The organism is Marinobacter sp. F4216 (genome assembly GCF_019931195.1).
Taxonomy (GTDB): Bacteria; Pseudomonadota; Gammaproteobacteria; order Pseudomonadales; family Oleiphilaceae; genus Marinobacter; species Marinobacter suaedae.
Window position 1 is genome coordinate 885,511 of record NZ_JAIOUO010000002.1, and the last position, 24,867, is coordinate 910,377.

The 24,867-nt window shown below is 53.7% G+C and carries 26 protein-coding genes; 7 read left to right on the top strand and 19 right to left on the bottom strand.

The features are described 5' to 3' along the window. The first annotated feature begins 9 nt into the window (after positions 1–9). Positions 10–2,067, top strand: a complete 2,058-nt coding sequence (locus K8I84_RS04570; protein ID WP_223793525.1) for a hypothetical protein — start codon at positions 10–12, stop codon at positions 2,065–2,067. Here the strand turns inward: K8I84_RS04570 and K8I84_RS04575 are convergent. From K8I84_RS04575 to K8I84_RS04595, 5 genes are all read right to left on the bottom strand, one after another. Next, positions 2,054–3,736 (bottom strand): replication endonuclease, encoded by a 1,683-nt coding sequence (locus tag K8I84_RS04575; protein WP_223793526.1) that lies wholly within the window; start codon positions 3,734–3,736, stop codon positions 2,054–2,056. The two genes, K8I84_RS04570 and K8I84_RS04575, sit on opposite strands and share 14 nt — an antisense overlap. 337 nt (positions 3,737–4,073) lie before the next feature. After that, on the bottom strand, positions 4,074–4,277 hold the full coding sequence (locus K8I84_RS04580; protein WP_223793527.1) for a helix-turn-helix transcriptional regulator: 204 nt from the start codon (positions 4,275–4,277) through the stop codon (positions 4,074–4,076). Positions 4,278–4,400: 123 nt separating this feature from the next. Next, entirely contained in the window at positions 4,401–5,234 is an 834-nt protein-coding gene (locus K8I84_RS04585; RefSeq protein WP_223793528.1) for a hypothetical protein, read from the bottom strand. Continuing rightward, complete coding sequence (locus K8I84_RS04590; RefSeq protein ID WP_223793529.1) at positions 5,231–6,004, bottom strand: hypothetical protein; 774 nt, start codon at positions 6,002–6,004, stop codon at positions 5,231–5,233. Before K8I84_RS04590 ends, K8I84_RS04585 begins: the two co-directional genes overlap by 4 nt. Continuing rightward, positions 5,998–7,194 (bottom strand): tyrosine-type recombinase/integrase, encoded by a 1,197-nt coding sequence (locus K8I84_RS04595; protein ID WP_223793530.1) that lies wholly within the window; start codon positions 7,192–7,194, stop codon positions 5,998–6,000. Before K8I84_RS04595 ends, K8I84_RS04590 begins: the two co-directional genes overlap by 7 nt. A 354-nt stretch (positions 7,195–7,548) precedes the next feature. On the opposite strand from K8I84_RS04595, the gene K8I84_RS04600 reads away from it, so the two are divergent. Then, positions 7,549–8,022, top strand: a complete 474-nt coding sequence (locus K8I84_RS04600) for a GNAT family N-acetyltransferase (RefSeq protein WP_223793531.1) — start codon at positions 7,549–7,551, stop codon at positions 8,020–8,022. Between the two features lie 200 nt (positions 8,023–8,222). Beyond that, positions 8,223–8,630: a GFA family protein gene (locus K8I84_RS04605; RefSeq protein ID WP_223793532.1), complete on the top strand. Its 408-nt coding sequence runs from the start codon at positions 8,223–8,225 to the stop codon at positions 8,628–8,630. A 113-nt stretch (positions 8,631–8,743) separates the two neighbouring features. Here the strand turns inward: K8I84_RS04605 and K8I84_RS04610 are convergent, their stop codons facing one another. The 6 genes from K8I84_RS04610 to K8I84_RS04635 form a co-directional block, all read right to left on the bottom strand. Further along, positions 8,744–9,019, bottom strand: coding sequence for a hypothetical protein (locus K8I84_RS04610; protein WP_223793533.1), 276 nt, complete (start codon positions 9,017–9,019; stop codon positions 8,744–8,746). A gap of 272 nt (positions 9,020–9,291) precedes the next feature. Next, positions 9,292–10,164: a DMT family transporter gene (locus tag K8I84_RS04615; protein WP_223793534.1), complete on the bottom strand. Its 873-nt coding sequence runs from the start codon at positions 10,162–10,164 to the stop codon at positions 9,292–9,294. A 41-nt stretch (positions 10,165–10,205) separates the two neighbouring features. Beyond that, positions 10,206–10,757, bottom strand: a complete 552-nt coding sequence (locus K8I84_RS04620; protein WP_223793535.1) for a nucleoside 2-deoxyribosyltransferase — start codon at positions 10,755–10,757, stop codon at positions 10,206–10,208. 16 nt (positions 10,758–10,773) lie between these two features. Beyond that, a complete protein-coding gene (locus K8I84_RS04625; protein WP_223793536.1) occupies positions 10,774–11,286 on the bottom strand; it encodes a DUF192 domain-containing protein in 513 nt (170 codons plus the stop codon). Next, complete coding sequence (locus K8I84_RS04630; protein WP_223793537.1) at positions 11,283–12,044, bottom strand: ABC transporter permease; 762 nt, start codon at positions 12,042–12,044, stop codon at positions 11,283–11,285. The genes K8I84_RS04625 and K8I84_RS04630 overlap by 4 nt, the downstream gene beginning before the upstream one ends. Positions 12,045–12,070: 26 nt before the next feature. After that, entirely contained in the window at positions 12,071–12,991 is a 921-nt protein-coding gene (locus K8I84_RS04635; protein WP_223793538.1) for an ABC transporter ATP-binding protein, read from the bottom strand. 177 nt (positions 12,992–13,168) lie between these two features. On the opposite strand from K8I84_RS04635, the gene K8I84_RS04640 reads away from it, so the two are divergent. Beyond that, positions 13,169–13,582, top strand: a complete 414-nt coding sequence (locus tag K8I84_RS04640) for a hypothetical protein (protein WP_223793539.1) — start codon at positions 13,169–13,171, stop codon at positions 13,580–13,582. 86 nt (positions 13,583–13,668) lie between these two features. Further along, positions 13,669–13,977 carry a hypothetical protein gene (locus tag K8I84_RS04645; RefSeq protein ID WP_223793540.1) on the top strand — a complete coding sequence of 103 codons (309 nt, stop codon included), beginning with the start codon at positions 13,669–13,671 and terminating at the stop codon, positions 13,975–13,977. Here the strand turns inward: K8I84_RS04645 and K8I84_RS04650 are convergent. The 4 genes from K8I84_RS04650 to K8I84_RS04665 all read right to left on the bottom strand — a co-directional run bounded on the left by K8I84_RS04650 (position 13,974) and on the right by K8I84_RS04665 (position 17,814). Further along, positions 13,974–14,540 carry a hypothetical protein gene (locus K8I84_RS04650; RefSeq protein ID WP_223793541.1) on the bottom strand — a complete coding sequence of 189 codons (567 nt, stop codon included), beginning with the start codon at positions 14,538–14,540 and terminating at the stop codon, positions 13,974–13,976. The genes K8I84_RS04645 and K8I84_RS04650 overlap by 4 nt on opposite strands. Before the next feature lie 277 nt (positions 14,541–14,817). After that, positions 14,818–16,284 (bottom strand): PhnE/PtxC family ABC transporter permease, encoded by a 1,467-nt coding sequence (locus tag K8I84_RS04655; RefSeq protein ID WP_223793542.1) that lies wholly within the window; start codon positions 16,282–16,284, stop codon positions 14,818–14,820. 13 nt (positions 16,285–16,297) lie between these two features. Next, complete coding sequence (locus tag K8I84_RS04660) at positions 16,298–16,948, bottom strand: ATP-binding cassette domain-containing protein (RefSeq protein WP_223793543.1); 651 nt, start codon at positions 16,946–16,948, stop codon at positions 16,298–16,300. Beyond that, positions 16,948–17,814: a putative selenate ABC transporter substrate-binding protein gene (locus K8I84_RS04665; RefSeq protein ID WP_223793544.1), complete on the bottom strand. Its 867-nt coding sequence runs from the start codon at positions 17,812–17,814 to the stop codon at positions 16,948–16,950. The genes K8I84_RS04660 and K8I84_RS04665 overlap by 1 nt, the downstream gene beginning before the upstream one ends. Positions 17,815–17,990: 176 nt before the next feature. Here K8I84_RS04665 and senB point away from each other — a divergent pair, with 176 nt between their 5' ends. After that, entirely contained in the window at positions 17,991–18,971 is a 981-nt protein-coding gene (gene senB / locus K8I84_RS04670; RefSeq protein ID WP_223793545.1) for a selenoneine biosynthesis selenosugar synthase SenB, read from the top strand. 17 nt (positions 18,972–18,988) lie between these two features. Here senB and selD read toward each other — a convergent pair whose 3' ends face one another. The 4 genes from selD to K8I84_RS04690 form a co-directional block, all read right to left on the bottom strand. Then, positions 18,989–21,265 carry a selenide, water dikinase SelD gene (gene selD / locus K8I84_RS04675; RefSeq protein WP_223793546.1) on the bottom strand — a complete coding sequence of 759 codons (2,277 nt, stop codon included), beginning with the start codon at positions 21,263–21,265 and terminating at the stop codon, positions 18,989–18,991. Next, on the bottom strand, positions 21,265–21,906 hold the full coding sequence (locus tag K8I84_RS04680; RefSeq protein ID WP_223793547.1) for a helix-hairpin-helix domain-containing protein: 642 nt from the start codon (positions 21,904–21,906) through the stop codon (positions 21,265–21,267). The genes selD and K8I84_RS04680 overlap by 1 nt, the downstream gene beginning before the upstream one ends. Before the next feature lie 43 nt (positions 21,907–21,949). Beyond that, positions 21,950–22,348 carry a hypothetical protein gene (locus K8I84_RS04685; RefSeq protein WP_223793548.1) on the bottom strand — a complete coding sequence of 133 codons (399 nt, stop codon included), beginning with the start codon at positions 22,346–22,348 and terminating at the stop codon, positions 21,950–21,952. Between the two features lie 172 nt (positions 22,349–22,520). Beyond that, on the bottom strand, positions 22,521–24,041 hold the full coding sequence (locus K8I84_RS04690) for a bifunctional GNAT family N-acetyltransferase/carbon-nitrogen hydrolase family protein (RefSeq protein WP_223793549.1): 1,521 nt from the start codon (positions 24,039–24,041) through the stop codon (positions 22,521–22,523). Between the two features lie 267 nt (positions 24,042–24,308). On the opposite strand from K8I84_RS04690, the gene K8I84_RS04695 reads away from it, so the two are divergent. Further along, positions 24,309–24,863: a PaaI family thioesterase gene (locus tag K8I84_RS04695; protein ID WP_223793550.1), complete on the top strand. Its 555-nt coding sequence runs from the start codon at positions 24,309–24,311 to the stop codon at positions 24,861–24,863. The last annotated feature ends 4 nt before the right edge of the window (positions 24,864–24,867 follow it).

Here is a 24,867-nt window from a genome sequence, read left to right on the forward strand (position 1 = left end):
AGAGGTGTTTTGGAGTTTATCGAAGCAATACGCCAGCGGCGGAAAGACGTGAAATTTCCGACTCAGCGTAAGTTTTCTGTCGACGGGTGGTTGGCGCATCAAGATGTGTATCAGTTCGACAGCCTTCGTTCCCAAGAAATATTCAAGGCGGGAATCTTCTTTTTTGAGGTATTCGAAGCGCTGCGAGAGAGCCTTTCCCTCGTTGAGAAGAACAAACCCGTATACATTTCTCAGTCAGACATGCGGGCCTATTTGTGTGGACTATCTAATAGGCATAGAAAGGTTTTGGTTGAAAACGCGCATAAGCAGGTCAACGAGCTTATGAGGGAGTCGACCGACGGTACCTTCTACGCAGACCATCTACATAACATTGCCGGTGCCGCGTTGGCTGGTGGAGGAGTACTGAGTTTAGACGACTCGGCCCACCAAATAGTCGATAACTTCACTTGCGTTTTTCGCGCCCTCCATCAAGCTCCAGAAGTCATTGAAAATAAGAGCCGAAAACCAATAAAAGAAAGTGAGAAAACAAATGTCATAAGATATCTTATGGCTCACGAACAGTTGTCATCAGTATATGGAATTTATGAAGATTATTGGAACTGTTTAATTTCGGAGGAGGTTGGATTTCGTGATGATGGGGCTGTCATTAATCTGTACCCATTGATTAATGACGAAAATCTAGCAAAGTCTGCATCGTTTCATCGGCGCTCTCGACACAATATGCAGAAACAACAGATTCTATACTCGATATACAAAAATAAGGAGGGGGCTGGAAAAGGTAATTCAATTTTCGAGAAGCGAACAGAAAAGGGCTGGAAATACGTTTCAGCGCCAATCTCCAGTCAATCAGAAGAAATCCAGTTCGCAAATTTGGGCTCTATTGCTGAAAAAGGAATGGTTGAGGAGGCATTGTCTGAAAAGGTAGTAGGGGCAAAAGGAGGAAAGCTGGGAATATCCGTAAGCGAGGTTATTGATTATTTCCATGCGCTTAAATTAATTTCGATCGCAAGATTTAATTCACTGCCTGACGATACCGCTGTTTTTAAGCCAGGTGCCCTAAAGGCTTTCAGTGTAGAGGTTGATTTTGATAAAATTTGCAGAGCTTTTTCTAGGCATTTTAATCATGATTATGAAAAAGCCTCTGAAATATTGAATATTTTGAAGTTCTCTGGTGACCTAAAAAAGGACCTTTGGGCGAATCCGCTGATTGAGCGAAATGAGAACAGGTTGCTTTTGCTCCTTGCCCCATTTCTTGGTGCATCACTCCTTCGCAATTCCGAAATTTGGGCTATGCAACTTGGTCTCGACAGAGCTGAGAAGGGATTCGGTTATGAAAAATATTTGCAAGAACATATATCTGAAAGCATCAAGCGGAATGATCTCTTAATTAAGTCTGAGGTCTCAAACAAGTCTAAATTCAAGTTTTCCGGATCAGAGGAAGAGATAGATCTTGTTCTCAGGGTGGGTGATCTTGTAGTAATCGGTGAGGTCAAATGCATCGTTACAGTTGATGGGCCCTCATCTTATAGAAATTCAAAGGCGCGAGTTTATGAGGCGATCGCTCAGATTAAAAGAAAACGAGATTTTGTAATAGATAATATAAGTTATTTTCTTTCATCAAATGGCTGGGGTGATATAGACAGCTCTGAAGTTACCGTTCAGCCAATTGTTTTGGTTAGCAACTATACCTTTGCAGGCTTTAGTTTTGAAGAAGTCCCGATCTTGGACGATTTGCTTTTATCCGCATATCTAAGAACTCCAATTATTCCAATGTTTTCCGAATCTGGCCCTACTGGTACAAAGCATCGTTTGGGAGCTAGGCTGTATGGTGATGAGGATGAGGCTGCCGAAAATTTCCGAAAATACGCATTTCATCCTCCACAACTTCAAACTATTAGAAGCTGTGTTCAGACCGTGGAATACGATGCGCTCGTGCCGATTAAAGGGAATAGCAAGCGCTTAAAATTCGGGAAGCTCGAGGTTACCGAAAATCATGATCTTGAGAGTATCGAATCACTGGATATAGGCTTTGATGTTGTTCATAACCCGACAATTAAAGGCTTTTGAGTCGGGTACAGTTATTGACAGAACTCCAAGGAGGCGCGTTCGCGCCTCTAACTACCACCTCACATGAATCGGAACATTGAAGATCATCGTCCGCTGGTCGGGTTCGACTGATCGTCCAGTCATAAATCCTGGTAACGACTCGCCCGGCTGAACCAACCAAACCTTTCAGCTTTTCAACAGTTTCGTGGTATTTGGAAGCCGTAGGCTTGGGAACCATAAGGGCTCGCAGTGGCCGATCTTTTAGGTGGGTACAAGTTCCGCCCATAAGCTCGACGTAACGTTTCCAGTCCCCGTTATCTGCCGCAATCTCGAGCTCCTGGAGTAGGCCTTCACGGCTCCCTTCAATGTTCTTGAGGCGCCGGAGCTCTCTATAAACCGTAACACCCGGGTCGCCCGTAAATTGAAACTGGCGAATGCCCCAAATACTGGCCCAGGCTCTAATGCGAGCGGCTGACTCAACTGCATCATTTCCGTAGGAGTCCTCGCCAACCTCATACCCGTCGATGCACTTGGATACATATTTGGCGACATAACCAGTTGCCCGACCTTTCTCCGGGTCGATCTCTTCGATGACAAAACGGTTTGCTTCAGCGCCGCTTTCGTCTCCATCTTCTTTAAGTGCATGTTCTCGAAATATTCGGTTAGCTTCGGGAAGAAACTCTCTGGCCATGAACAAAAGGAGATGCCAATGGGGCGTCCCGTCGTGATGAGGTTCGACAGTTCGGATTCCGTATACCTCGATTCCTGTTCTCTTGAAGGCAGCACGGACGCGGCCCCAGACTTTTGTCAGGTATTTTTGTGCTTCGAGAGGTGAGGAACCATCGAATTTGCCGTTCGCGTGACCGCTTTGGTGGGTGGCGTGATACTTCGACGGACAAGTCAGCGTATAAAACACCCCAACGTGACCATTTTCATCCGCGTAGTCTTCCAGCCCTCCAATCCTCATCATCGTCTCGTTCCGACGGTTTCTAGGGTTGCTGACGGACTTTTCCTTTAAGGAGGCTAGGGTGGCTGTGTAGCCGAATTGGTTTTCTGCGGTGAGAAGCTCTAACAGCTCGGCGTTGCTCGCTTGGGCGGCAAGGTAACGTCGGAAGTTGTATTCGCTGATGTAGAGGTTCTTGGCTTTGGAAACCAGTCCGAGCTCCCGGTAAATGCTTTCTGAATTTCGGTAGGCTTTGGTCCTGAGCTTTCGTCGCCACCAAGCAGGATCAAAGACGCGCGCCACGCCGGGAATGACTTTCTCCTTGTCGGTGAGATCGTTTTGATCAACCGGAAAAGGCATCCCCGCTTTCGTGGTTTCCCGAATTAAAAGGTGGAGTGCTTCCTTCCCATTAACGGCGCGCGCGTGACCGGTAAATTCGCGTTCAAGACGTTGAGAAACTTTTTCAGAAAACGAACGAAACAGCTCAAAAGGGGAGTCGGCTTTTAGTCCGCCAAAGTCGTCATTCAGGTGAAGGCGATCCAGTAAACCTTCGAGCCACATGTCCGCTTGGTGGTAGGTCGAACTGTCTGCGATCCGAAGATATCGGCTAAAGATTCGCTCTTTGAGATAGGGGTGCCTCTCCTCGACGGTCCGCAACATTTTTCTAGACCGAATATCGCCGAGTGCATAAGGGCGACCTTCGCCCTTTAACCAATTAAATGGGCCGACTGGAAGAGGTGTACTCATGGTCTTCCCTCGGGCAGACCATGCCGGGGATTGGCGATGTTTGATAGAGCGAAACCCACTCTTTGGGCGAGCGGGTAAGGCGGATGAGCGAACCTGAACCTATAAGGTCTGTACCCGTCTGAACCTCTGGAAATGCCGGGGTGCAATCGGGGTACACGTACCTTAAGGGAGGGGTTCATGTTGGCTAACGAAGCGAACCGACCCCTGTATTGGGGAGAGGTTTCTGTTAACGAATATCCCGCGGGTCCGAAACCGTTAACGGAGTTAGGTCTATTCGGTCCGGTTTTCGGTCCGTTAACGGTCTCTTTGAGGGTTAACCGAACGGTCTGCAGATCCATCACGCGACCTGAGAGGTTGAGGTGCGAATCTGCTTCTCGATGAAGTCGGTTAAGTCGCTTAGCCGATACCGAACGGAGCGACTCCCTACCTTAATAAAGGGAATTCGGGCTCCGGCCCAGCGGTCCCGTTCGAGGAATGCTTTACTGACGCCAAGGACGTCCGCAGCTTCTTTCGTGGTAAGTAGTTTTTCTGTGATAGCCATATCTGTACTCCAGTTGATATGGCTCTCGTTTTACGGCATTGGGTTGCGCTCGAGAATGCGCCTCCGGCGGAGCGGTATACCTGTCCGCCGGAGAGGTATACTTTTCCGCCGGACAGGTATTATTTATACGCTGCGATAGAAGCTCCGTGTCGTTGTGCCTTCCTCTGCCTGCTCGCAAATATCGAACAGAGAAGAGGTATTTAGTACTGCTTGCCAATTCGAGCAGCCATAGGCCTCAGGGAATATTTGGGGGGCTTCAGATCTAATCCAATCGATCGCCAACGAAAGGTCGGTCCATCCATTGCGTTGAAATTTGGATTCAGCCGCTTGAAGAAGCTCTACGACTCGGGTGTTGCGCCAGTCGACCGGTTGCCCTGGAATAAACCCGTATGTGATGAGATGGTCCAATTCCCCTGAGCGGCTCAACTCTAGTAGATGTTTGCCAGCATTTATTCGGGCCTGGAAAACAGCGCGTAACAAGCTCGTACGAGTGTCGATTATGGAAAGCGATTCGGTGAGGTGTTCTTTGGCGGAGAGGCAGCTGGATACATCGTGGAGCGGGTGGGCGGAAAGGAAGTGATGAACCAGTTCGTTCCGGAGGCCTAAGAGTATTCGGAGGCTTTCTTTCAGAGCGGCGTATTGGTCGTCACTCAGTTGCACGGAAATCTTTAGATGGACATGAGAGGGAGAAAACTCCTCATCCTCAGGCTCGCCAGCCGACTCTGGGGTGACATAGGTCCCTGTAAGTTCGTTGATCAGCTGGCCAAGGGTCATTTTCGTGTATTTGTGTCTCGAGCGGGGTTCGAGCGGTCTTCCGTCGGCGCCTTTAAAACTGGAAGTGGCCAAACATTCTTTCAGGGCTAATTCATAAGCTTGAAGCTTCAGGATGCAGCGCCCCATTAACGCAGAGATTTCGCCCCGGAGTTCGTCTAGGGTCTTTGGGTCTGGTTCATTCATGATGTTTTGTTTTTCTGTTTCCGATGACTGCCGATCCATTTGGCGATTTGATGCGTCGGATCATCGGATCGCATGGTGCTGGAAATTTCCGCTTCAAACCTACTCGCTGTGGCTATTGCTGCCTTTCGATTTGACAGCTCGTCGCACTCTGAGTCGACAAATTTGAAAATGCGGCGTTTGAGCTGGTTGTAGTCCAGGTGCTTTGCTGTATTTGCTTTTAAAGAGCTTTTTCGCCGGAACACGGCTTCAAACTCCATTCCGTGGATGAATGCCATCATTTCGCGGGCTTCAGTTATTCTCTCTCTGGCGAACTGAGCGAAGTGATCTTTCAAAGCCTGTTCGAACGCATCCGGTGAAGAGTCATCCGCTTTGCGACCCGAATCCAAGGATTCAAGCGCGTAAACATAGGCAATCAAAGCAAAGTAAGTTATGGGGTCGGCGTTTGGAAAGTCCTCCTGATCTTCCAGGTCAAGCTGCTCGAAAAGTTCGATAAAGGAAATGGCATCGTTTGTGAAAATTGGCCCTCCGACCTGACGCAATTTCGCTTTGGCCGATTGATGTGCTTTTCGTTCAGCCGACTCAATTAATCGATTTGCATGCTGAATTCCGATTTCCAGCTCTTGTTGAGAGCGCCCCCGGAGTCGTTCTTTTGCGTTACGAATAACGTACTCGTGATCGAGGCTGTGCGCCATGCTGGGATTAATCGATTCGATAACCCGGGCTGGGTCAGCGAGAAGGTCTACGGATTTGGCTAGCTGGTGGTCTAACACGGTTTAACCTCAAATCTTGTCATGAAAAAGTCGGTGATCTTTTGCATTGGCCCGCGCAATCGCTCGACGTCGAAGATGATGTAGCCTTCGGTCACATCATTGGGGTCTTTGTGGTTAATAAGACGCTTTAGCGCATAGGCGGGAATGTCCAGCCGTTCGGCTGCGGTAATGAACGTTCTTCGCAGGTCGTGGAGCGTAAAAATGACCCCGGATAGCTTGGCGACTCGGGCAATGGCTGTCCTGGGTTCGGACAGGTGGCCGCGCTCAGCATCACTCGGAAACACAAACGGACTCGATCGTTCTTCAAAGCGGCGGGTGAGCAGCGTCTCGATCGCATCGCTGAATGGCAGACGGTGAATCCGATTGTTTTTGGTCACCGTGATGGTTAGCGTTTTCTCGGTAAAGTCGATCTGATCCCAGGTGAGGGTGGCCGCTTCACTGCGCCTTAGGCCGGTCAACAATACCAGATGCAGGTAATCCCGTGTGGTCTGGTTGTTGAGTTGCAGGGTGGCTTCGTACCACGCCTTCAGTTGATGGTCCTTGATCAGCGTCTGCCGCCGCTCCACTTTGTACCAGGCCCGCTGGTGACTGAGCACATCCACAGGATTCGCTACGAGGAACGGTTTGCCGGAGGCATCCTGATAGCGCTGCAAGGCGTGGTTGAAGATGGCGCGCAGAATGCGCATGCCGTTATCGGCGCGGGCGGGGCTGCGGACTCCGTACTCCGCGTGACGGCTCAGGACCATGTCCCGGGAGATATCGCTGAGGGCCTTGGTCTGCCAGTCCTTGAACATTTCGCTCATCGAGCGATGGTAGTCTTTGAGGGTGTTGGGTTTGAGGGTTTTGCGGGTGGCCAAATAGTCCTGAAAGGCCTCGTTCAGGGTGATGCGTCTGGCGCGTTTTTCTTGCGCCTCGCGAATCGGGTCGCGACCCTGAGCGACTTCCCCCAGAAATTTTTGCGCTTCTTTTCGTGCCTGTTCGACGGTTAGGTTGCCATAGCGTCCCAGCGTTTTCCGTTTGACTCGGCCATCGACGCGTTTTTCGACGATGAACGATTTCGCGCCTCCGCTTGTGACCCTTAGACCGAAACCGGCAATGACCGAATCCCGATAAAAGGCTTGGGTGGATTTCCCATCCGGAGCAATTGCAGGGAGGGGAACTTTATCGACAAAGCTCTTGGTGATCCTCAAGGGGTAGGCTCCACTCGAATTCGTCAGAAAGTCTCTCGCGTCCTCATGTAGACACTATGTAGACAGAATCGGTCAAATTCTAGCGGATTTCTTCAAACAACGGCAAACGACGTTTTCGAGAAAAGATCTGTAAGATCCTGTTGTGTAATGCGTATTCCAAGATTTTCCAATTTCGTCAAAGAAACACACAAATAACTTAAAATCTCTCGACCTCACGGTCGTGCCGGTTCGATTCCGGCTCCGGGCACCAATAAAATCAATTTCCTGTGCCTGTCTTCCCCTCGTTACTGCGATCATAGTGGGCGACTACAATCATTCTTTCCAAAAGCTGTGACCAGATAGAGGGAAGGATGAATGAAACTCGAGTCGTATGACCGGTTCGATCGGCAGGCCATAGAAGCGCTGTATGCCCGCACGTTCTCGGATTCAGAAGGGCAGTCCGAAGGGGCGCGTATTGGCGCGTTGGTTCATCAAATACTGGAGCAGGTGCCGCCCGAATCGTTGCTGGGGGTTGTGGCGACTGAACACGGGGAAATCGTTGGCTGCATCCTGTTCACGCGTTTGTCTTTCGACACCCCGGCTAACGCTTTCATGCTGTCGCCGGTCGCGGTTTCTCCCGATTACCAGGGTACAGGCGTTGGCCAGGAACTGATTAACCAGGGCATCCGGCATATGGAGGAGCTGGGGGTAGAACTGGTCTTGACGTACGGTGATCCGAACTATTACTCGAAAGTCGGCTTCCAGCAAATCTCGCAACAGATTGTCCGGGCACCTTTTGAGCTCTCTCATCCGGAGGGCTGGCTCAGCCCCTCAATGGCGGCCGACTAGACCTTCCCTTGGGAAACGTCCGTTGCGTTGAACCCTTCAACGATGCCCGATACTGGTAAGCCTGATCCGTTTTGGTAACTTCGCTGCGGGTGGCGGCCCTGGGAGCGAATGCTAAGTTTAAAGTGCGCTCCAAGAGCGCTCGGGTGGCTCACGATTTTTCAGGGTCTCGTTGGTTTGAAAACTCGCGCAGGGAGAATAACGTGGAGAGAGAAGCCAGATGCCTTTGTGGCTCGCTAACCATCTGGGTTAGCGGGAATCCGTCGTTTTCTATCGCTTGTAACTGCATCAATTGCCAGAGAAGAACAGGATCGTCGTTCGGAACCCTGGCCTATTTCAAGGATGATCAGGTGCTGGAGCAAAAGGGTGAGTTTAAGAAATTCCAGTTCCAGAGCGATTCGGGAAGAACCAATACCACACATTTCTGCCCGGAGTGTGGCTCGACGGTGTTTTTCAAGGCTGAAGCGTTTAAAGGAATGACCGGAGTAGCCGCAGGATGCTTTCCCAGCCCCGACATTCCTGAGCCGACCATGGCTGTCTGGACTCGATCGAAACACTCGTGGGTTGAGTTTCCCGAGCACTGGACGTCCATGGAACAGCAAACGCCCTGAGGACTGTTTTAGCACCAAGGCTGGATGAGATGCGGTATTACGCTTAAACACCACAAACCTGAAAAATCAGCCGGCCGTGCCCAGCCGGCTGAACCTTGAGAGGTCTCTCGGTTTTATCCGCCCAATAAGCTGCGAATAAAGGCGCAGGTCGCCTCCAGATTTCCTTTATCAACCACATTCGCCAGGCCAGCCCGTGGCTGATCTGAATCATTAGGGCCTTTACCATCGCCGGACGGATCCGATGCATGTTCGCCCATGGTATCCGCATCATCTGCAGTTAGTTCACCCCAGTTACAAGTGAGTGTTCCCCCCTTGAAGGTGACGATTACTTCGTCGGCAGCCACTCCAAATGAAAACAACAGCAATGAAACCATCAGTAGTTTTTTCACGGCGTATTCCTCCGCTTGGTCTTGTTTTCGGCTCTTCGACGGTTGGGCCCATCGGCATCTGAACTGAGCCTTGAAGGGGCGTTGCGGCACCAAACTACGGAAGGTCGTTCCTTGTTCGTTTCGCGCGTGCAAAAGGACAGGCACACAGCGGTGATGGCTCAAAGCCCTCGCATCGTCGAGGACGAGCAAAAGTTTAGACCAAAACCAGAGGACTGCGAGGGCTGCTGATCGGTCGTACAACGCCATGTTGTACCGAAAGGCTGGCTCGGCGCTCAGCCTCCTGTTGCTCGCCGATAGCGGCGGACCTCGATCCAGCCATGAGTGACCAGGGCGCACAGAACAATGGCGCCGCCGCACATACTCAACAAAGAAGGAACTTCATCCAGAAACAGCCACACCAGGAAGGAGCCAATGACCGTTTCGAGCAGCAGCATGAGGCTTACCTCGGCGGCTGGTATATAGCGGGGGCCGATCTGGATAAGCACGCTGGCGATTGGAAGAAAAAACAGGCCGAGCAGGGCAATGAACAGGGTGTCCCTCAGGCTGGGAAGCTGAGCGCCGCCGAACAGCGCGGCAACGATGGCCACCAGGGCAGCGCCGAACATCAGCATCACGCTCATATCGGCTTCCGGGCGGGAACGGGCGACGTTCAGGTTGGATGCGAGCGCCGTTGCTGCCAGGGCTGCCATCAGCAAGCCTATTGGCTCACCGCGCCCCATTTCGCTGATCGCCATCAGGCTAGCTCCGCTGACGCACACCGCAATCATAGCCCAGGTCCTCAGCGGCAAGCTTTCTTTCCAGACGATCCGGGCGATCAGGGCGGCGATCATCGGGGCAGTATTCAGTATCACGAGAACATTGCCGGCAGCGGTGTTTTTCATGCCGACCACAAACCCCAGCGTGCTCAGCGAAAAGGCGAAAGCGCAGAACCATCCCTTCCAGCCGCAACGGTGGACTTCCTGCCAGAGATTGGCCCGGTACCGCCCCCAACTGATAACGAGAAAACTGACCGCGAGAAAGAGCCCACGCCAAAACAGAAACACAATGGGATCGACGGAGGTGATTTTCACCAACAGTGCGTCCGGGGTGATGAACAGAACCCCAAGCGCGGCAATCGTTAGTCCTTTAATGCGGGTGGTGTCCAACGGGCCGTCTCATAAAAAAATAGGTGAACTGGAAGCGATGTTTACCGGAACTGTTTCCTGAGCGCTTCAAGGCATTGTTTGAATGCCTGGGAGCAGAAGAAAGGGTGCTCCGGGGCGGAATTTCCAATGGCCACCACACCCCCGGCTTCGACGATGCCGCATGAAATCATGAGATTGTCTTCCAGGTCAAAGTTTTCAATGGCATGGCCGTGTTGGTCATAGTCGGTAGAGCCCGCTCGCTGGTAGTAACGGCGCGCATCGCCGGTAAAACCACAGGCAGGTTTGCCTTGCCCGATCATGTAACCCACTTCGAAGACCGTACCCGGATCTGCGCTGATACCCCGGAATGGAGTCAGGTTGGCGATGATTGCGTCGCAGCTGTCCATCAGGTGCTGGTTTGCCCGGTAGATTCGAAATCCGCGCTCCCTGGGCGCTTCGCTGGCACCAAATTCAAGCTTGGTATCCAGAGGGTCCACACCTTCAAATCCCGCCTGCTGAAGCAGGGTGAGTTTCTGTTTCAATATACTTGCGTGTTCCGTTTGTGGCAGGAACACCTCGGGGCCAGCCAGATAGATCCGTTTGGGGGTGCTCATGATTGACGAACTCTTGTTAGAGCGTTTGTTGTGGGCCGCACTGTTCTTCACCGACCATCAACTTGTCACCGACCTTCAGGCCGTTTTCCTCAAAGAACCCCGCGTTCATTTCAATGGCGTAGGTGAAGGGCACGCCGGCGGGATAGGTGGGGCAACTGGCGGCATCATTAGCACTGCAGGGCTCCATTCGACGTATCGAGCCAATGACGCCTGCTTTGCTGATGTAGGCAATGTCCAGTGTTAGGAGGGTGTTGCGCATCCAGAAGCCGCGCTCTGGTTTCTGAGGTTCCGGGTACACAAAGAGCATGCCGTGGTATTCAGACAGTTCTTGCCTGCCCATCAACCCTTTCTGCCGGTGCTCTGGCTTGCGTGCAACCTCCAGCATGACTGGCACCGACTCCCCGGCACCGACAAAGCAGGCCTGCTTGGTGGGCAACTCCGGTTGGGGAATCCCCGAATTGGCCGCACACCCGGAGACCGAGGCGAACAGCAGGAAACCCATGGCAGGAAGGCGAAAACGAAACGTCATGAACGCAGCCGATAGCCGGTGCGGAAGATGTACCAGATGGTCACCATGCAGGCGATAAGAAAGACCAATGTCATCCCAATGCTGATGGCAATATGAACATCGGATACGCCGTAAAATGCCCAGCGGAATCCGCTGATCAGGTACACCACCGGGTTGAACAAGCTGATGGTTTGCCAGATCGGCGGCAGCATATCGATGGAGTAAAAGGTGCCGCCCAGGAAAACCAGGGGAGTGACGATCATCATGGGTACAATCTGAAGCTTTTCGAAGCCGTCTGCCCATATGCCGATGATGAACCCGAACAGGCTGAACGTGACGGACGTCAGCACCAGAAACGATAGCATCCAGAAGGGGTGTAGTACGGTGTAGTCAACGAACAGGCGAGCCGTGGCTAGGATGATGAGCCCGAGAATCACCGATTTACTGGCGGCCGCACCCACGTATCCGAGCACCACTTCAAAATAGGAGACGGGCGCGGAGAGCACCTCGTAGATGGTGCCGGAGAACTTCGGCATATAAATGCCAAAAGCCGCGTTGGAGATGCTTTGCATCAGCAGCGACAGCATCACCAGGCCAGGAATGATGTAGGCGCCATAATCAATGCCATCGATGTCGCCCATGCGCGTACCAATGGCAGAGCCGAACACCACGAAATACAGGCAGGTGGAAATTACCGGTGACAGCACACTTTGCATGAGTGTGCGCTTCATGCGGGCCATCTCGAAATTATAAATCGCGCGAACGCCGTAGAAATTCATGTTGAAGTCTCGTTAACGGATTCGTGTTATTCGTGAACCAGGCCGACAAAGATGTCTTCGAGGGAGCTCTCCCGGGTCTGAATGTCCCGGTATTCAATACCAAGATCACCAAGCGTTCGAAGCAGCCGTGCAACGCCTGCCTGTTCCTGCTGGGAGTCAAAGGTGTAGATGAGTTCGTGACCGTCTTCGGACAGCTCAATCGGTTCGAGCGTCAACTCGCCGGGGAGCTTCTCCAGTGTGTGCTGGAGCTGCAGACGCAATTCCTTTTTGCCCAGTTTGCTCATCAACAGGTCCTTTTCCTCGACGAGGATAATCTCCCCCTGACGGATCACGCCGATGCGGTCGGCCATTTCCTCGGCCTCTTCAATATAGTGGGTGGTCAGAATGATGGTTACGCCGCTTTCCCGCAGTTGGCGGACCATCTCCCACATGTCCCTGCGAAGCTCCACATCCACGCCGGCGGTGGGCTCATCCAGGAACAGGATTTGCGGTTCATGGGACAGGGCTTTGGCAATCATGACCCGGCGCTTCATGCCGCCCGACAGCGACATGATTCGATTGTTACGCTTGTCCCACAGCGAAAGCGCCTTCAGTATTTTTTCGATGTGATCGGGGTTGGGGGCTTTACCAAACAGGCCGCGACTGAAGGATACCGCATTCCATACGGTCTCAAAGGAGTCGGTGTTCAGCTCTTGGGGCACCAGGCCGATGGCCTGCCGGGCCTGCCGGTATTGCCTCTTGATGTCAAAACCAGCGGCTTCAACCTCGCCATCGGAGAGATTAACGATGCCGCAGATAATGCTGATGAGCGTGGTCTTGCCCGCACCGTTGGGACCGAGGAGGGCGAAGATTTCACCACGGTAGATCTCCAGGTTGATGTCTTTCAGGGCCTGGAAACCATCACCGTATGTTTTGTAGAGGTGTCTAACGGAAATGTCCGTTTGCACAGTCCGTCCCGCCTTAATGATCAAGTGCTTGGAAGCCGCGTATTCTGTCACGACTCGGGTTCAATGAGAACGCTTGGACGGTGTGGGGATAACCGTCATAATCCCGCCCATTCGGCTTAAGGGGTGATCATGGTACGGGCATTGTTGGTTGCAGGTTTAATTCTAGCTGTATTGGTTGTGCTCGTATTCGGCCCAAGAGCCCTCAGGACCGAGGGCAGTGGTGAGTCTGCCGTGAATTTGCCCGAGTGTGAATTGATCGAAACGGTCTGCCAATGGGATGGCGCGTTCGGACAGTGGGCTGTGGAATTGAAGCCCGTACCAGATAGCAATCACCCAGGTGCATATCAGTTGACGGTCCAGGCACCGGAAGGATCCGGAAACTTGCTGGCGACCTTGACCGGCGAGAGCATGTACATGGGCGAGTACCCCGTTCCCCTCGAAGGCAGAGGGAGTGGCCGCTACGAGGCGATCTTTACCCCCCCATTCTGCAGCACCGGGGATCGCATGCGATGGCGATTGGCGCTTAGGGCCAGCACCGCTCCGGAAGAAATTCAGACTCCGAAAATGGTGTTTCAGGGCGAAAACACCTGAGTTGCGGGAATTGTGTACTGTCAGGCTGACATCACGTCTTTATTCTGTAAGATTTGCTGAGCATTTACTCAGCCAAGGAAGACACTATGGACTATGGGAAGAGCGTTCAGCAGGTTCTGTTAAGAAAGATCTACAAGGCAGAGCAGGATTTACTCCAGTTGAAACTGGATTATTGCCGCTTTGTGTTCGGTCTGACCCATCGGGCGCGGGTCATTTGCGGTGATAAGATCTACGTGGTGCGCTCAGTTGATGTGGACACCATGAAGCATTCAGAGGACGGGGGATTCACCAAGCCGGTGATCACGGGCGCCCCCGCAGAAACCCCGGACAGCGTACAGCCGGTTTCACTCGGCGCCGAATGGATTCTGGAAGCCAAATCCTCCCAACCCGCTTAGATGAACGCGTTGTTCGTCAATACTCCGTAAAGGCTGAATTCTGGTGACACGTAATGATGGCGTTGCCAGAACTTTGCTCCTTCCAACCCTCCACGATAGCAGGCGAGGGCAGTACCGCTCTCGGTCAGCGTTGCCACTGCCTTGTAGGTCTCCTGCTCCTCAATTCCAAACTTCAGCTCTCCAATGTGGGCCACCAGATCAATCAGTTCATCCGAATAACGCACCCTGGGCTCACAGAGTGAAATCGCTGCGCCGTATAGCCACGAAGCAGCGAAACCTCGGACCATGGCTGGTGCATCCTTTATTGATAACGCTTTGATTCTGCTATCACGATTCTGCAGGGCCGCCAGGACGTGCAGCTTGGAGGTAAGATCGGCACGGTCAGCCGCCATCAAAGGCTGCTTACTGAGCGGCAAGGAGTAGGGAGCGTTGTGGAAAATCTCGTTGGTCAAGGCCGACTCTGCGACTGGAGCTGAACGCACCAGAGCAAGCATACGAAAGGTCATCAGCAGTAGCAGTGCTACCAGCGCTATTTCGGTTACAACAATTACGCTACCAGTCATTCCGTTGACTTCCTCAAGTTGATTCAGAGTACACGCGCACCGCAACGAAATGTAATTTAATTCGGCTCAATAAAATTAGCAGTTTACGCCAAGTTGTTGATGGGTTTTATGTTTCTGTGATGTTGGTCAAATGAAAACTTTAAGAGAGAGTCTCTATGGGGAGGAGTTTTAACGAGGTCGCTTCTGCGCGAGGTTTTTCTTTGAGTGAATGTGGCTAGACGAAGTGTAGTGAGTCCAGGGGACATGGCCGGAGAGCACCATGAGCGCTTTTGTCGGCTCAACAGGTCGGCATGGTTTGTAACGCAAGTTTCCGGCGAATGAAACGGCCCAAAGCGTCTACACCAATATTCAGTAAAGCGGTGATCAGGATCAGGACCATGGCCCGGTCAAACTGAATGTGCTGTATCGCACTGTCGACATAAAATCCCAGGGTATAAATCCCCAGAATCCCCAAGATGGCTGTTTCCCGCATGATAATTTCCCACCGATAGAACAGAAACGCGAGAAAAGAGCGGTAGACCCTTGGTACCAGTTCCCATGTGTAACGCTTGAACCCGGTTACGGCGTCTGAGCGCAGGGTAATAGTATTGGTTTGTCGACCAATCAAATGGCCGATGATCGCTCCATTGTGGAGTGCCAGGGCTACTGCTCCAGGGAGCATGGATGGCCCCCAGAGCTGGAGAAGAATGTAGGCCAGGATGTATTCCGGCGTCGAACGGGCAATAACGAGGAAGACGTGCCCTGCGGTCCGCCGTATCGGTCCGCCGAAATGGTTGGATATCAGTGGAAAGGACAAAAGCGCGAGGATGCCCGTGGCAACCAATGCGATCTGCGTGAGGACAATGGTATTCCATATTCCCGGCAGAGCTTCATTGGCAAAGAGCTCTTCGAGCCAGGGCATAAGGCCAGCCAAACCCTCTCCATCGCGAATAGGGCTGGGAATGATGTCCTCGGTAAAGAAGCGCTCTACATTGCCCCAGACAATGGGCAGACCATCGCCAAGGAAAAACGGTGCGCCCAGCACGTAGATGGGCAGGAGTTTTGGCCGGACCCAGAGAGGGATCGTGGCGATCAGCACATAAAACAGGATAAGCATCGCACCGGCATCGGAGTACATACCCTGCGAAAAAGACGTTTCAAGATAGAACCCCAGAGTAGGCAGACCTACGAAGCCAAGAATGGCGCTCGAGCGAAGCCCGCATTCAAGACGATAAGCGGTATAGGTTCTTAACTGAGCCCAGCAATCAGGGATTTTGGTGTACAGGAATGCCGCGATGGTTCCTGTGCCCGGCGGCAGGAGCCGGCCTGGTTCCGGATCGGCTTCCTCGAGAATCTCGGAGTACACCTTGGCGAAGATGCCGGAATAGGGTATCGCGATTGCAAGCACACCCGTCAGCGGGTGGAAACCGAAAAACTGCAGAAAAATGAGGGCCCAGAATAGCTCGTGAATAGCCCTGATGAACGCGCAAAAAATCCGCACCGGCAGAAACCGGTAGATCAGGGCCAGAAGAAATCCGCAGATACCCCCAACCGTCACCCCGACAAAGGCGAAGGCCACGGTTCGCAACAATGCGGTAAGAAGCCCTTCGCTGCTGAAAAAGTTCGGCGTGAGTATGCCCAGGAAAAAGTTGCCGAGATCCCTCCACGGGTTGTTTGCAGTGATAGCAATATCCGCAAACAGGAGGCCTACAAGCGCGATCGCGAGAAAAATAAGGCTGGTGCGAACCGTAGGGTACGAGAGCATCGCGGGATGAGTCCTAGTACAGCGACATAATGTCTGAAGCAACCAACTGGTCCGCAGGCTCGTCCAGGGCAATCTGCCCATCCTGGATGCCAACTATCCGGTTGCAGTACTTCATTGCCATGTTTACATCGTGCATGGCGATAACACTGGTGTTGAAGCGGTCTGTCAGCAATTGCATGACAAGATGTGCCATGGGGCCGTCCAGTGCAGAAATGGGCTCATCAGCAAGTAAAACGGGGGCGTTGCGATACAGGGCTCTGGCGATGGCCACACGTTGGCGCTGTCCGCCAGATAGCGATGCTGTGGGTATCCAGAGTTTCTCTGACATTCTCAGAGCGTCCAGCAGTTCCAGAACCTGTTTTCGATCCTGTTTGAACGGTCTTACAAGCGTGACGGTGTTGTACCAGGTGGCATGCTTGTCCAGCTGGCCCATAAACACGTTATGGAAAACCGGAAGCGCATTCACCAGGCCCAGGTCCTGGGGTACCAGAGACGACTCCCGATCCACCCTCTGGTGGATGAGCCGGATCAACGTGGATTTTCCTGCCCCGCTTTTTCCAACGAGAGCGACCTGATCTCCTTCCTTAACGTTGAGGGTGAGGGGGCCGATAACCCGCTCACCCCCAAAAGAGGCCGTCAGGCCTGAGAGGTCAAAGCCTGCCATCAATCAATGATTCCGATTTCTTTTGCTACGCTGCGAATCGGCTCATAGTCATCGTTTGAAGCGGGAATAAATGCAGAGCGTGGGAAGCTCTCAAGCAACTCAGGGTCATCGAGTGCAAGAAGGGCCTCACGGACCCGGTCGGTAAATCCTTCGCCGTAGTTTTCATCCACGTCGCCACGGATGCTCCACTGGTAATTGGGGAAACCAGGTGTTTTCCAGATGACCTTCACCGCGTCGGTATCAATGTTTCCATCCTCGAGCTCTTTTTCCCAGACCGCGAAGTTCATTGCGCCCACTTCATAGGTACCGGACTCGACCAGGCGAAGGGTGCGAGTATGGTTGCCGCTGTAGCCGACCCGGGAAAAGACCTCCTCTGGTGCCTCTCCAAAGGTTTCCCGGATATGGTACTCAGGAATCAATCGGCCAGACGTTGAGCCTTTTGATCCGAAGGTGAAGGTCTTGCCTCGAACTTCTTCTGGCAGGCGGTCTTCACGCTCCAGGCCAGTGCTCGAATGGGCAACAAAATAGACATAAAAGGCCTGGTCTTCAGTACCTTGCGCGATTGCCTGCGAACCGGGTACGAGTGATCTCGCCTGAACTCCCGACAAGCCACCGAACCACGCCAATTGGACCTGGTTGTTACGGAACGCCGAAACGGCTGCGGCATAGGATTTGACCGGTATGTACCTGACGTCGGCATCGAGCTCCTCGGACAGGTAGTTCGCAATACCCTCGAAGCGTTCGACCAGTTTGGTTTCATCCTCATCCGGAATGGCTGTAAAAACAAACGTTTCAGCGGAGGCGGTGTTGAAGGCAAGGGTGAGGGCGACCGACGAAAGCAACGTCCTTATTGGCTTAAAAGTCATTTGAATTCCCTGTGTTAGGTGTGGATGGATCAAAAACAACCATAGCGCAAGACATCCCGGCCCGCATAGGATACCTTGATTAAATACGACTCTGAACAGCTATACGGGGCTCGTCTGCCATTGGCTCAACCCCAGCCATTTCAGAGATTTGCATTGAACTGTGAGATGAGGGTTTGATGGACATCATCGTGATCACGCCAGCGCCGCCTGGCTCGCGGGCGGGTAATCGGGCCACGGCTGAACGCTGGACCCGGCTCCTTCAATGCGCAGGCCACAACGTGAGGATAGCCACTGATTACAACGGGGAGCGCTGTGATGTGTGTATCGCCCTGCATGCCTGGCGGAGCCACGAAGCGATACAAGTACTCCGGCGCATGAGGCCCGAAGTGCCGCTGATTCTGGCCCTGACCGGAACCGACATTTATCACCATCAGCACGAATTTCCGATTCCCTCAAGGGCATCGATGGCAGCCTCGGACGTACTTATTGGCCTGCATCATCTCGTTTACCAGGACATCCCCGAACCATTCAGGTCGAAGCTAGTCACTGTCTACCAGTCTGCAGACAAAATTGAACGATCGAAAGCGCCAGTTACGAACGGGCACTTCACAGCCTGCGTCCTCGGACACCTCCGGGACGAAAAGGATTCGCTGAGGGCTGCGAAGGCCGCAAGGTTGTTACCTTCGGCATCCCGGGTTCAGATTCTGTGTGCCGGGAAACCCCACAACAAAGCATGGCAGGCCGACGCCGAAGGCGAGATGCAAGCGAATCCGCGCTTTCGCTGGCTTGGGGAGCTGGGACGAAACGAAACGGCAGACCTGTTAAGGACCGCAGATATCATGGTCATCAGTTCCGTGATGGAAGGTGGTGCCAATGTGGTGTCGGAGGCGTGTCGCGCGGGCTTGCCGATCCTCGCCTCTGATATCCCTGGCAACCGGGGCCTGCTCGGGGACGGCTATGAGGGCTACTTCGCTCCGAAGGATGAACGTGCTCTGGCACAGCTTCTAGAGCGAGCGGAAAACGACCCCGCGTACCTGCAACGGCTGACCGAGCAGGTGGCGCAGGTGTCCCCAACATTTACCCCCGAGCGAGAACAGGCAGGCTTGCTGCAGGCGCTGGACGTCGCTGTCCGGCGCCGCAAAGCCCTCGGCGAGTAAACCCACTGCAGTTCGATTTATTCCCGGAGGGTAATCGGCTCGAGAGGACCTTCCGGGTCCTGGGGGAGAACGCGGCCGATAATGGCGGTTTGGGGGTAGCCCAAGGCCCGCAATTCCCGCACACAAGCCTCCGCCTGATCCGCCGCCACACTGGCCAGAAGTCCGCCTGCTGTTTGCGGGTCGAAAACCAGTGGATAGCGGGGGTGTTTCACCCACGTCTCCTGATCCCGGATACCCCGGCGCAGCCGGATATTGGCTGGCTGAAGGGAGCTGAGAATGCCTGCAGCAGCGGTTTCCTCTGCGCCCGGAAGGATGGGCAGGGATGAAAGGTTCAGTTCCGCATCCACTCCAGACGGCCGGGTCATTTCAATCAGGTGTCCCAACAGTCCAAACCCGGTTACGTCGGTACACGCCCGAGACCCATAACGCTGAAGGCATTCTGCGGCCGCCTTGTTGGAGTGCATCATGGAGGCAAGCGCACTGTCGATCCAGCGACCTTTGGCGGCCAGCCGCATGTGGGCTGCAAACAGGGTGCCGGTTCCGATCGGTTTGGTGAGTATCAGTGCATCCCCGACCTGAAGTCCGCCCTTGCTCATGACCTTTTCCGGGTCGATCAGGCCGTTGACGGCAAAGCCCAGAGCCAGCTCCTTGCCTTCACCGGTATGGCCGCCAACCAGCGCACAGCCGGCTTCGTTAAGAACCTCCACCGCGCCGGACATCATCTGAAAAACCACGTCCTTAACTTTTGATTCTATGCCGTAAGGTACGGTTGCCACGGCCGTCGCGCTCTGGGCCTCGGCCCCCATGGCGAATACGTCGCCAAGACTGTGATTGGCTGCCACGCGACCAAAGACATAAGGGTCGTCGATAAAAGCCCTGAAAAAATCGACGGTGTGCACAACGGCCTTGCCGGGCGGGACGTTCAGAACGGCGGCATCATCCGGCGCATGGAGCCCAACGAGGATATCGTCCCGCTCGATGGGGCGAAGCTCACCGAGGGCTTGCGAGAGCACGGTACTCCCGACCTTGGCGCCGCAACCGCCGCAACGCATGGCCACGGCCGAGATGGCCTGGGAGGCTTCTTCGGGGTTCTGGGCAGCCGAGGTGTCGGGCAAGGCAGTGTCTTCCGCCATCCGGGGCAGATCGTTGAACTTCTTCATGAACCGGCGATCGATCCAGTCCTTCCAGCGCCATACCAAGCGTCCGTGCAACTCGGTGCCCCCCCGGGAAGCAACCGCGAACTTATCACCCGTACTGATCAACGCGAGCCATTTTTTCTGGGGCCTGAATGGCTTGGGTGCTTTACCCAGCGCCAGTCGCTTAAGATTTTCGGCCAAAGGAGGGCCCTGGCGAACGGCGAAGACACCGGCCTTTTCTCGGGGGTGGTTAACGACATTGGCAATGTCACCCACCGCAAAGATGTTGTCATCGTTTTCAGTCTGAAGGGTATCGCGGACCCGGATAAACAGGCCTTCATCCAGAGCAAGGCCGGTGCTCTCAAGCCAATGCGGGCCGGAGGCACGGGTTACCCAGAGCACCTCATCCACCTGCAGTGTTTCGCCGGAACCGGTTACCAGTACGCCCTCCGACAGGCGTTCAACCGGGGACCCGAGATGGGTTTTTATCCCTCGTTCTGACAGTGTTCGCTCAAACACCGCACGTACTTTCGGGTTGTGGGTGGGTAATATTTCCTGGTTGGCGTCGAAGAGGTGGAAGTGCAATTCGGCCGGATCCTTGCCCCTCTGACGGAGTTCCTGCCTCAGCCGGAACTGCATCGCCAGAGTCAGTTCCACCCCTCCGGCGCCTGCGCCCACAACCGACACGGTCAGCGGCCCATCGTGATTTTCGATTCGGGACAGGAGGCTCAGCCACCGGTTGTTAAAGCCGGTGATGGGCTTCACGGGAACTGCATGCTCCGAAGCGCCCTCAACATCCTGAACCCGGGGCGACGAACCGATGTTGATCGAAAGGATGTCGTAGGGGACGTCCGGCCGGTTTTTGCAGATGACCAGCTGTTGGTCCCGGTCGATACCAATGGCTTCATCCCGGTAAAAGCGAGCGCCGGCGTATTCCGCAAGTCGGCTCAGATCAATATGAACGTCATCGTAGGTGTAATGGCCCGCCACGTAGCCGGGCAACATTCCGGAATAGGGCGTATGGGTGTCCCGGCAGATGAGGGTGAGACGCACGCCGGGAACCGGGTTCATGGCGAACCGCTTCAGAACACCGACGTGACTGTGCCCACCGCCTACCAGGACAATATCCCGCAGGACAGGTTGGTCGGCTGTACGCATCAGAGCAGTTTCTTGGCTTCAGCACCGAACTGGTCAAAACCTTTTATGCTGGAAAATGCCTGAAGCTTTTCCTGATCTGCCGCGCTCGGATTCGCAATCTGCTCAATGGAGGTGATACCTGCATCCTTCATTTTCTTGGCGGTGGCAGGGCCAATCCCCTTGATGGCCGTCAGATCGCTCTTGTTGACTGGCTTGGGCTTGGCGGCCGCTGGCTTGGCTGGTGCTTTACTCCGCGCAGGCTTCTTGGCGGGGGCAGGTTTCTTCGGCGAAGCTGCCGGCTTACCCTTGGCCTGCTTGGTGGCCTTCTTCGCTGCGGACTCAAGTTCCTTTTTCCCGGCTTTGGCTTTCTTCTCTGCCTTTTTCGAGGCGACACCAAAGCGTTCCATGATCGCGTCCTGCATCTCCCGGAACTCATTCAGGCGACGGTCGAATTCTTCGTAGACCCGCTTCATTTCCCGTTCACGGAGTTCTTCCGCTTCTTTCAGCAGTTTGCGCACTGGCTCCTGCACTTGCTGTTGCAGGTTATCAAACTGCTTGAGGGCGTCATTAAACAGGTCCTCGATCTGGGATGAGGCTTTCTCGAATTCCTTGTTGACCTTGTTAACGACCTTGTCGACGCTCGGCTTGGCTTTCTTGCCCATTCAGAGTCTCCTTGCACATGAGAAAGTTATGATTAAGAGAGGTTCAGGCTGATTGACGCACACCCGACACCGATCCGGGCGAACGCCTGGATTTAAGAGATTGCTTCTTGGAAAGTACATCGCGAATACGGCGGAGCTTTTCGGAGGTCGGCGAGCTATCGTCCGTAACAGGTCCTGAAAAATCAATTGAATAGAAGAAATTGCTACAGTGCTTTCTTTTTTCGGTGATCAGGCCCGTGATGCCTTCTGCACGAATCTCGTCAAACGGCATATCCATGACCAGATCAAGCACAAGGGTATCGCCCGGATTGAATATCTTGTCTGTTTTCATCACGCATCCATACGAATCCAGGCTATACACGCCGGCCTCGACCAGTTCCTTACGGAAGAAGCCTTGCTTTATCTGGAATCGTGCGATGAGGTCTGGTAGAGGTTCGCTCATGAATATTGATCTCTGGTGATATCCCTATCGACTACAGCCTAACGCCGGGGGCATTCGGGCGAGCTTGCCTAAACAATAGCCATTGAAGACATGTTTGGCAATTTCTTCAGTAGCCTAGCGCGGCGCCCTCAGGCGATTTGTTACCTGAGGCCGCCGGTGCCTGGTGTCTGACTTATTTCTTCAGCAGTTCGTACAGATCAACCCGCCGGTCCTTGAGGTTGGTTACTGAGCCTTCGGCCCGAACCAGTTTGAGCTTCTCCAGATCCATGTCAGAGAACATGATCATTTCCGTGTTCGGGGTCGTTTCTGCCATGACCGCATCGTGGGGGAAGGCAAAGTCCGAAGGCGAGAACACGGAGGACTGGGCGTACTGAACATCCAGATTTTCTACCTTGGGCAGGTTGCCCACGCTGCCGGTAATGACCACATAGCACTCGTTTTCGATGGCCCGGGCCTGGGCGCACTGACGGACACGAAGGTAACCGTTTTTGGTATCTGTCCAGAAGGGCACCATGATGATGTCGACACCCTGGCTGGCTGCGATGCGCCCCAGTTCGGGAAACTCGATGTCGTAGCAAATCATGATCGCCACCCGGCCTGCGTCGCTTTCGAATACCTGGAAGTCGTTACCACCCTCGATAACCCAGTCCCGGCGTTCATGGGGCGTGATGTGGATCTTGCGTTGCTCATCAACCCGGCCATCCCGATGACAGAGATAGGAGACGTTGTAGAGACGCTCGTCCTCCAGCAGGGGCATGGAGCCGGTGATGATATTGATGTTGTGACTCACCGCCATTTCGGACATTTGCTCCCGGAACTGATCGGTGAAACCAGCGAGGAAGCGAATGGCGCGGGTCTGGTCCATCTGGTCCGTCAGCCCCATGAGCGGCGCGTTGAAGAATTCCGGAAACAGGGCGAAGTCGCTCTTGTAGTCGGAAAGCGCGTCCACGAAGTACTCGACCTGCTTAAGCACTTCTTCGACCGAGCTGAATTCACGCATTTGCCACTGAACAGCGCCCAATCGCACCTGTGTTTTTTTGGTGTCCAGTACCGCCGACGGTGGGGTGTAAAGTATATTCCGCCATTCCAACAGTGTGGCGTAGCCAAGGGATTTCTTATCCTCCGGCAGATACTTGTGCATGAGCCGGGTAACCTGGAAATCGTTTGAGAGCTGGAATGTCAGGATAGGATCGTAGATTTCCTTCCGATCCACCCGTTGGATGTATTCGGCAGGCGTATATTGATCCGAGTACTTGTAGTAATTCGGGATTCTGCCACCTGCCAGAATCGCCCGCAGATTCATTGAGCGACACAATTCCTTCCGAGCCTCGTAAAGCCTTCGCCCCAGACGATAGCCCCGGTATTTGGGATGGATAAACACATCCAGTCCGTACAGGGAATCGCCTTTCGGGTTATGCAGGATTTTCTCGTTGCGCAGGATCAGGTCGTCGTAGGTGTGGGGGTTACTGAAACGCTCGTATTTGACGCACACCGTCAGGGCTACCGCAATGAGCTGGCCGCTGTCTTCAATGCAGATCTGGCCATCGGGGAACTGTTCAACCAGTGCTTTTATCGTGTCCTTCGGCCAGGCACCACCGATGTCATCGTAGATGCTGTCCATCAGTGCCCGAAGCTGGTCGTAGTCCTCTACGGCAAGGTTGCGTAAGTTGAGGTGAAGCTCTTCATGCGCCATTCGGTACAGCTCCCGTGTCCGCTTTTGGGTGGATGGTTGAAAGCTACTTTTCTCATAGGCTAGAAAAGTCTAACAGACAAGCCTGGAGACTTCGCCCGATTGAGAAACAGGAGCCTGGGCGTAAGCACTAAAAGGCGTATCGTAAAGGATATCGTGTGGCACTGTACGCGAGGAACACACGGTTGCCGCCTTTTTCAAATGACCTTATTCTGCCCACACGCCACAGTTCCAGCTGAGCACATAAGATCGATAGACGGGAATAACGTAATGGCCATGATTGACTCTTTTATTGAAACCACTGGCAAGTGGATTGTAAAAACCGATGCCAGTGCAACCCTCGCGAGCCCCTTAGCCTGGGTGCGAAAGACCGGCAGCTATGCTGCGGTTAACAAACTGATCGGCACGCTTATCCCGTTTGCTACCCGTAACCGCTTCAGCGTGGAGGAGTTGGGACCGGGCTACGTTCGAGCGAAGATCCGTCTCAAAGGCAACAAAAACCATTTTGGCAGCCTGTACGCCGGTGCCTACTTCGTGGTGGCGGAAATACCGGGAGGCGTGCTTACCCTGTTCGATCTTGGCCCTGCCTACACACCCATTCTCAAGGAAATGACTCTTCAGTTTCTGAAGCCCGCCAATTCCGATGTGACGGTGGAGTTCTCCCTGCCACCCGAGACCTTGCAGTCCATCCTGTCCGACGCGGATGCGACGGGCAGGGCCAAATTTACGCTGGAAGGGCACATGCACGATGAGCAGGGCAACCACGTGGCTACCTCGGTGGCTCACTATCGGGTCAAAAAGAAAGGCTTCAGTCCGGCGGATTGAGAGT

Excerpts from the sequence above, each read along its gene's own strand:
- K8I84_RS04575 (WP_223793526.1), bottom strand. The coding sequence starts at position 3,736 with ATGAGTACACCTCTTCCAGTCGGCCCATTTAATTGGTTAAAGGGCGAA.
- K8I84_RS04580 (WP_223793527.1), bottom strand. The coding sequence starts at position 4,277 with ATGGCTATCACAGAAAAACTACTTACCACGAAAGAAGCTGCGGACGTC.
- K8I84_RS04585 (WP_223793528.1), bottom strand. The coding sequence starts at position 5,234 with ATGAATGAACCAGACCCAAAGACCCTAGACGAACTCCGGGGCGAAATC.
- K8I84_RS04600 (WP_223793531.1), top strand. The coding sequence starts at position 7,549 with ATGAAACTCGAGTCGTATGACCGGTTCGATCGGCAGGCCATAGAAGCG.
- K8I84_RS04620 (WP_223793535.1), bottom strand. The coding sequence starts at position 10,757 with ATGAGCACCCCCAAACGGATCTATCTGGCTGGCCCCGAGGTGTTCCTG.
- K8I84_RS04625 (WP_223793536.1), bottom strand. The coding sequence starts at position 11,286 with ATGACGTTTCGTTTTCGCCTTCCTGCCATGGGTTTCCTGCTGTTCGCC.
- K8I84_RS04630 (WP_223793537.1), bottom strand. The coding sequence starts at position 12,044 with ATGAATTTCTACGGCGTTCGCGCGATTTATAATTTCGAGATGGCCCGC.
- K8I84_RS04645 (WP_223793540.1), top strand. The coding sequence starts at position 13,669 with ATGGACTATGGGAAGAGCGTTCAGCAGGTTCTGTTAAGAAAGATCTAC.
- K8I84_RS04650 (WP_223793541.1), bottom strand. The coding sequence starts at position 14,540 with ATGACTGGTAGCGTAATTGTTGTAACCGAAATAGCGCTGGTAGCACTG.
- K8I84_RS04655 (WP_223793542.1), bottom strand. The coding sequence starts at position 16,284 with ATGCTCTCGTACCCTACGGTTCGCACCAGCCTTATTTTTCTCGCGATC.
- K8I84_RS04660 (WP_223793543.1), bottom strand. The coding sequence starts at position 16,948 with ATGGCAGGCTTTGACCTCTCAGGCCTGACGGCCTCTTTTGGGGGTGAG.
- K8I84_RS04665 (WP_223793544.1), bottom strand. The coding sequence starts at position 17,814 with ATGACTTTTAAGCCAATAAGGACGTTGCTTTCGTCGGTCGCCCTCACC.
- senB (WP_223793545.1), top strand. The coding sequence starts at position 17,991 with ATGGACATCATCGTGATCACGCCAGCGCCGCCTGGCTCGCGGGCGGGT.
- selD (WP_223793546.1), bottom strand. The coding sequence starts at position 21,265 with ATGCGTACAGCCGACCAACCTGTCCTGCGGGATATTGTCCTGGTAGGC.
- K8I84_RS04680 (WP_223793547.1), bottom strand. The coding sequence starts at position 21,906 with ATGGGCAAGAAAGCCAAGCCGAGCGTCGACAAGGTCGTTAACAAGGTC.
- K8I84_RS04685 (WP_223793548.1), bottom strand. The coding sequence starts at position 22,348 with ATGAGCGAACCTCTACCAGACCTCATCGCACGATTCCAGATAAAGCAA.
- K8I84_RS04690 (WP_223793549.1), bottom strand. The coding sequence starts at position 24,041 with ATGGCGCATGAAGAGCTTCACCTCAACTTACGCAACCTTGCCGTAGAG.
- K8I84_RS04695 (WP_223793550.1), top strand. The coding sequence starts at position 24,309 with ATGGCCATGATTGACTCTTTTATTGAAACCACTGGCAAGTGGATTGTA.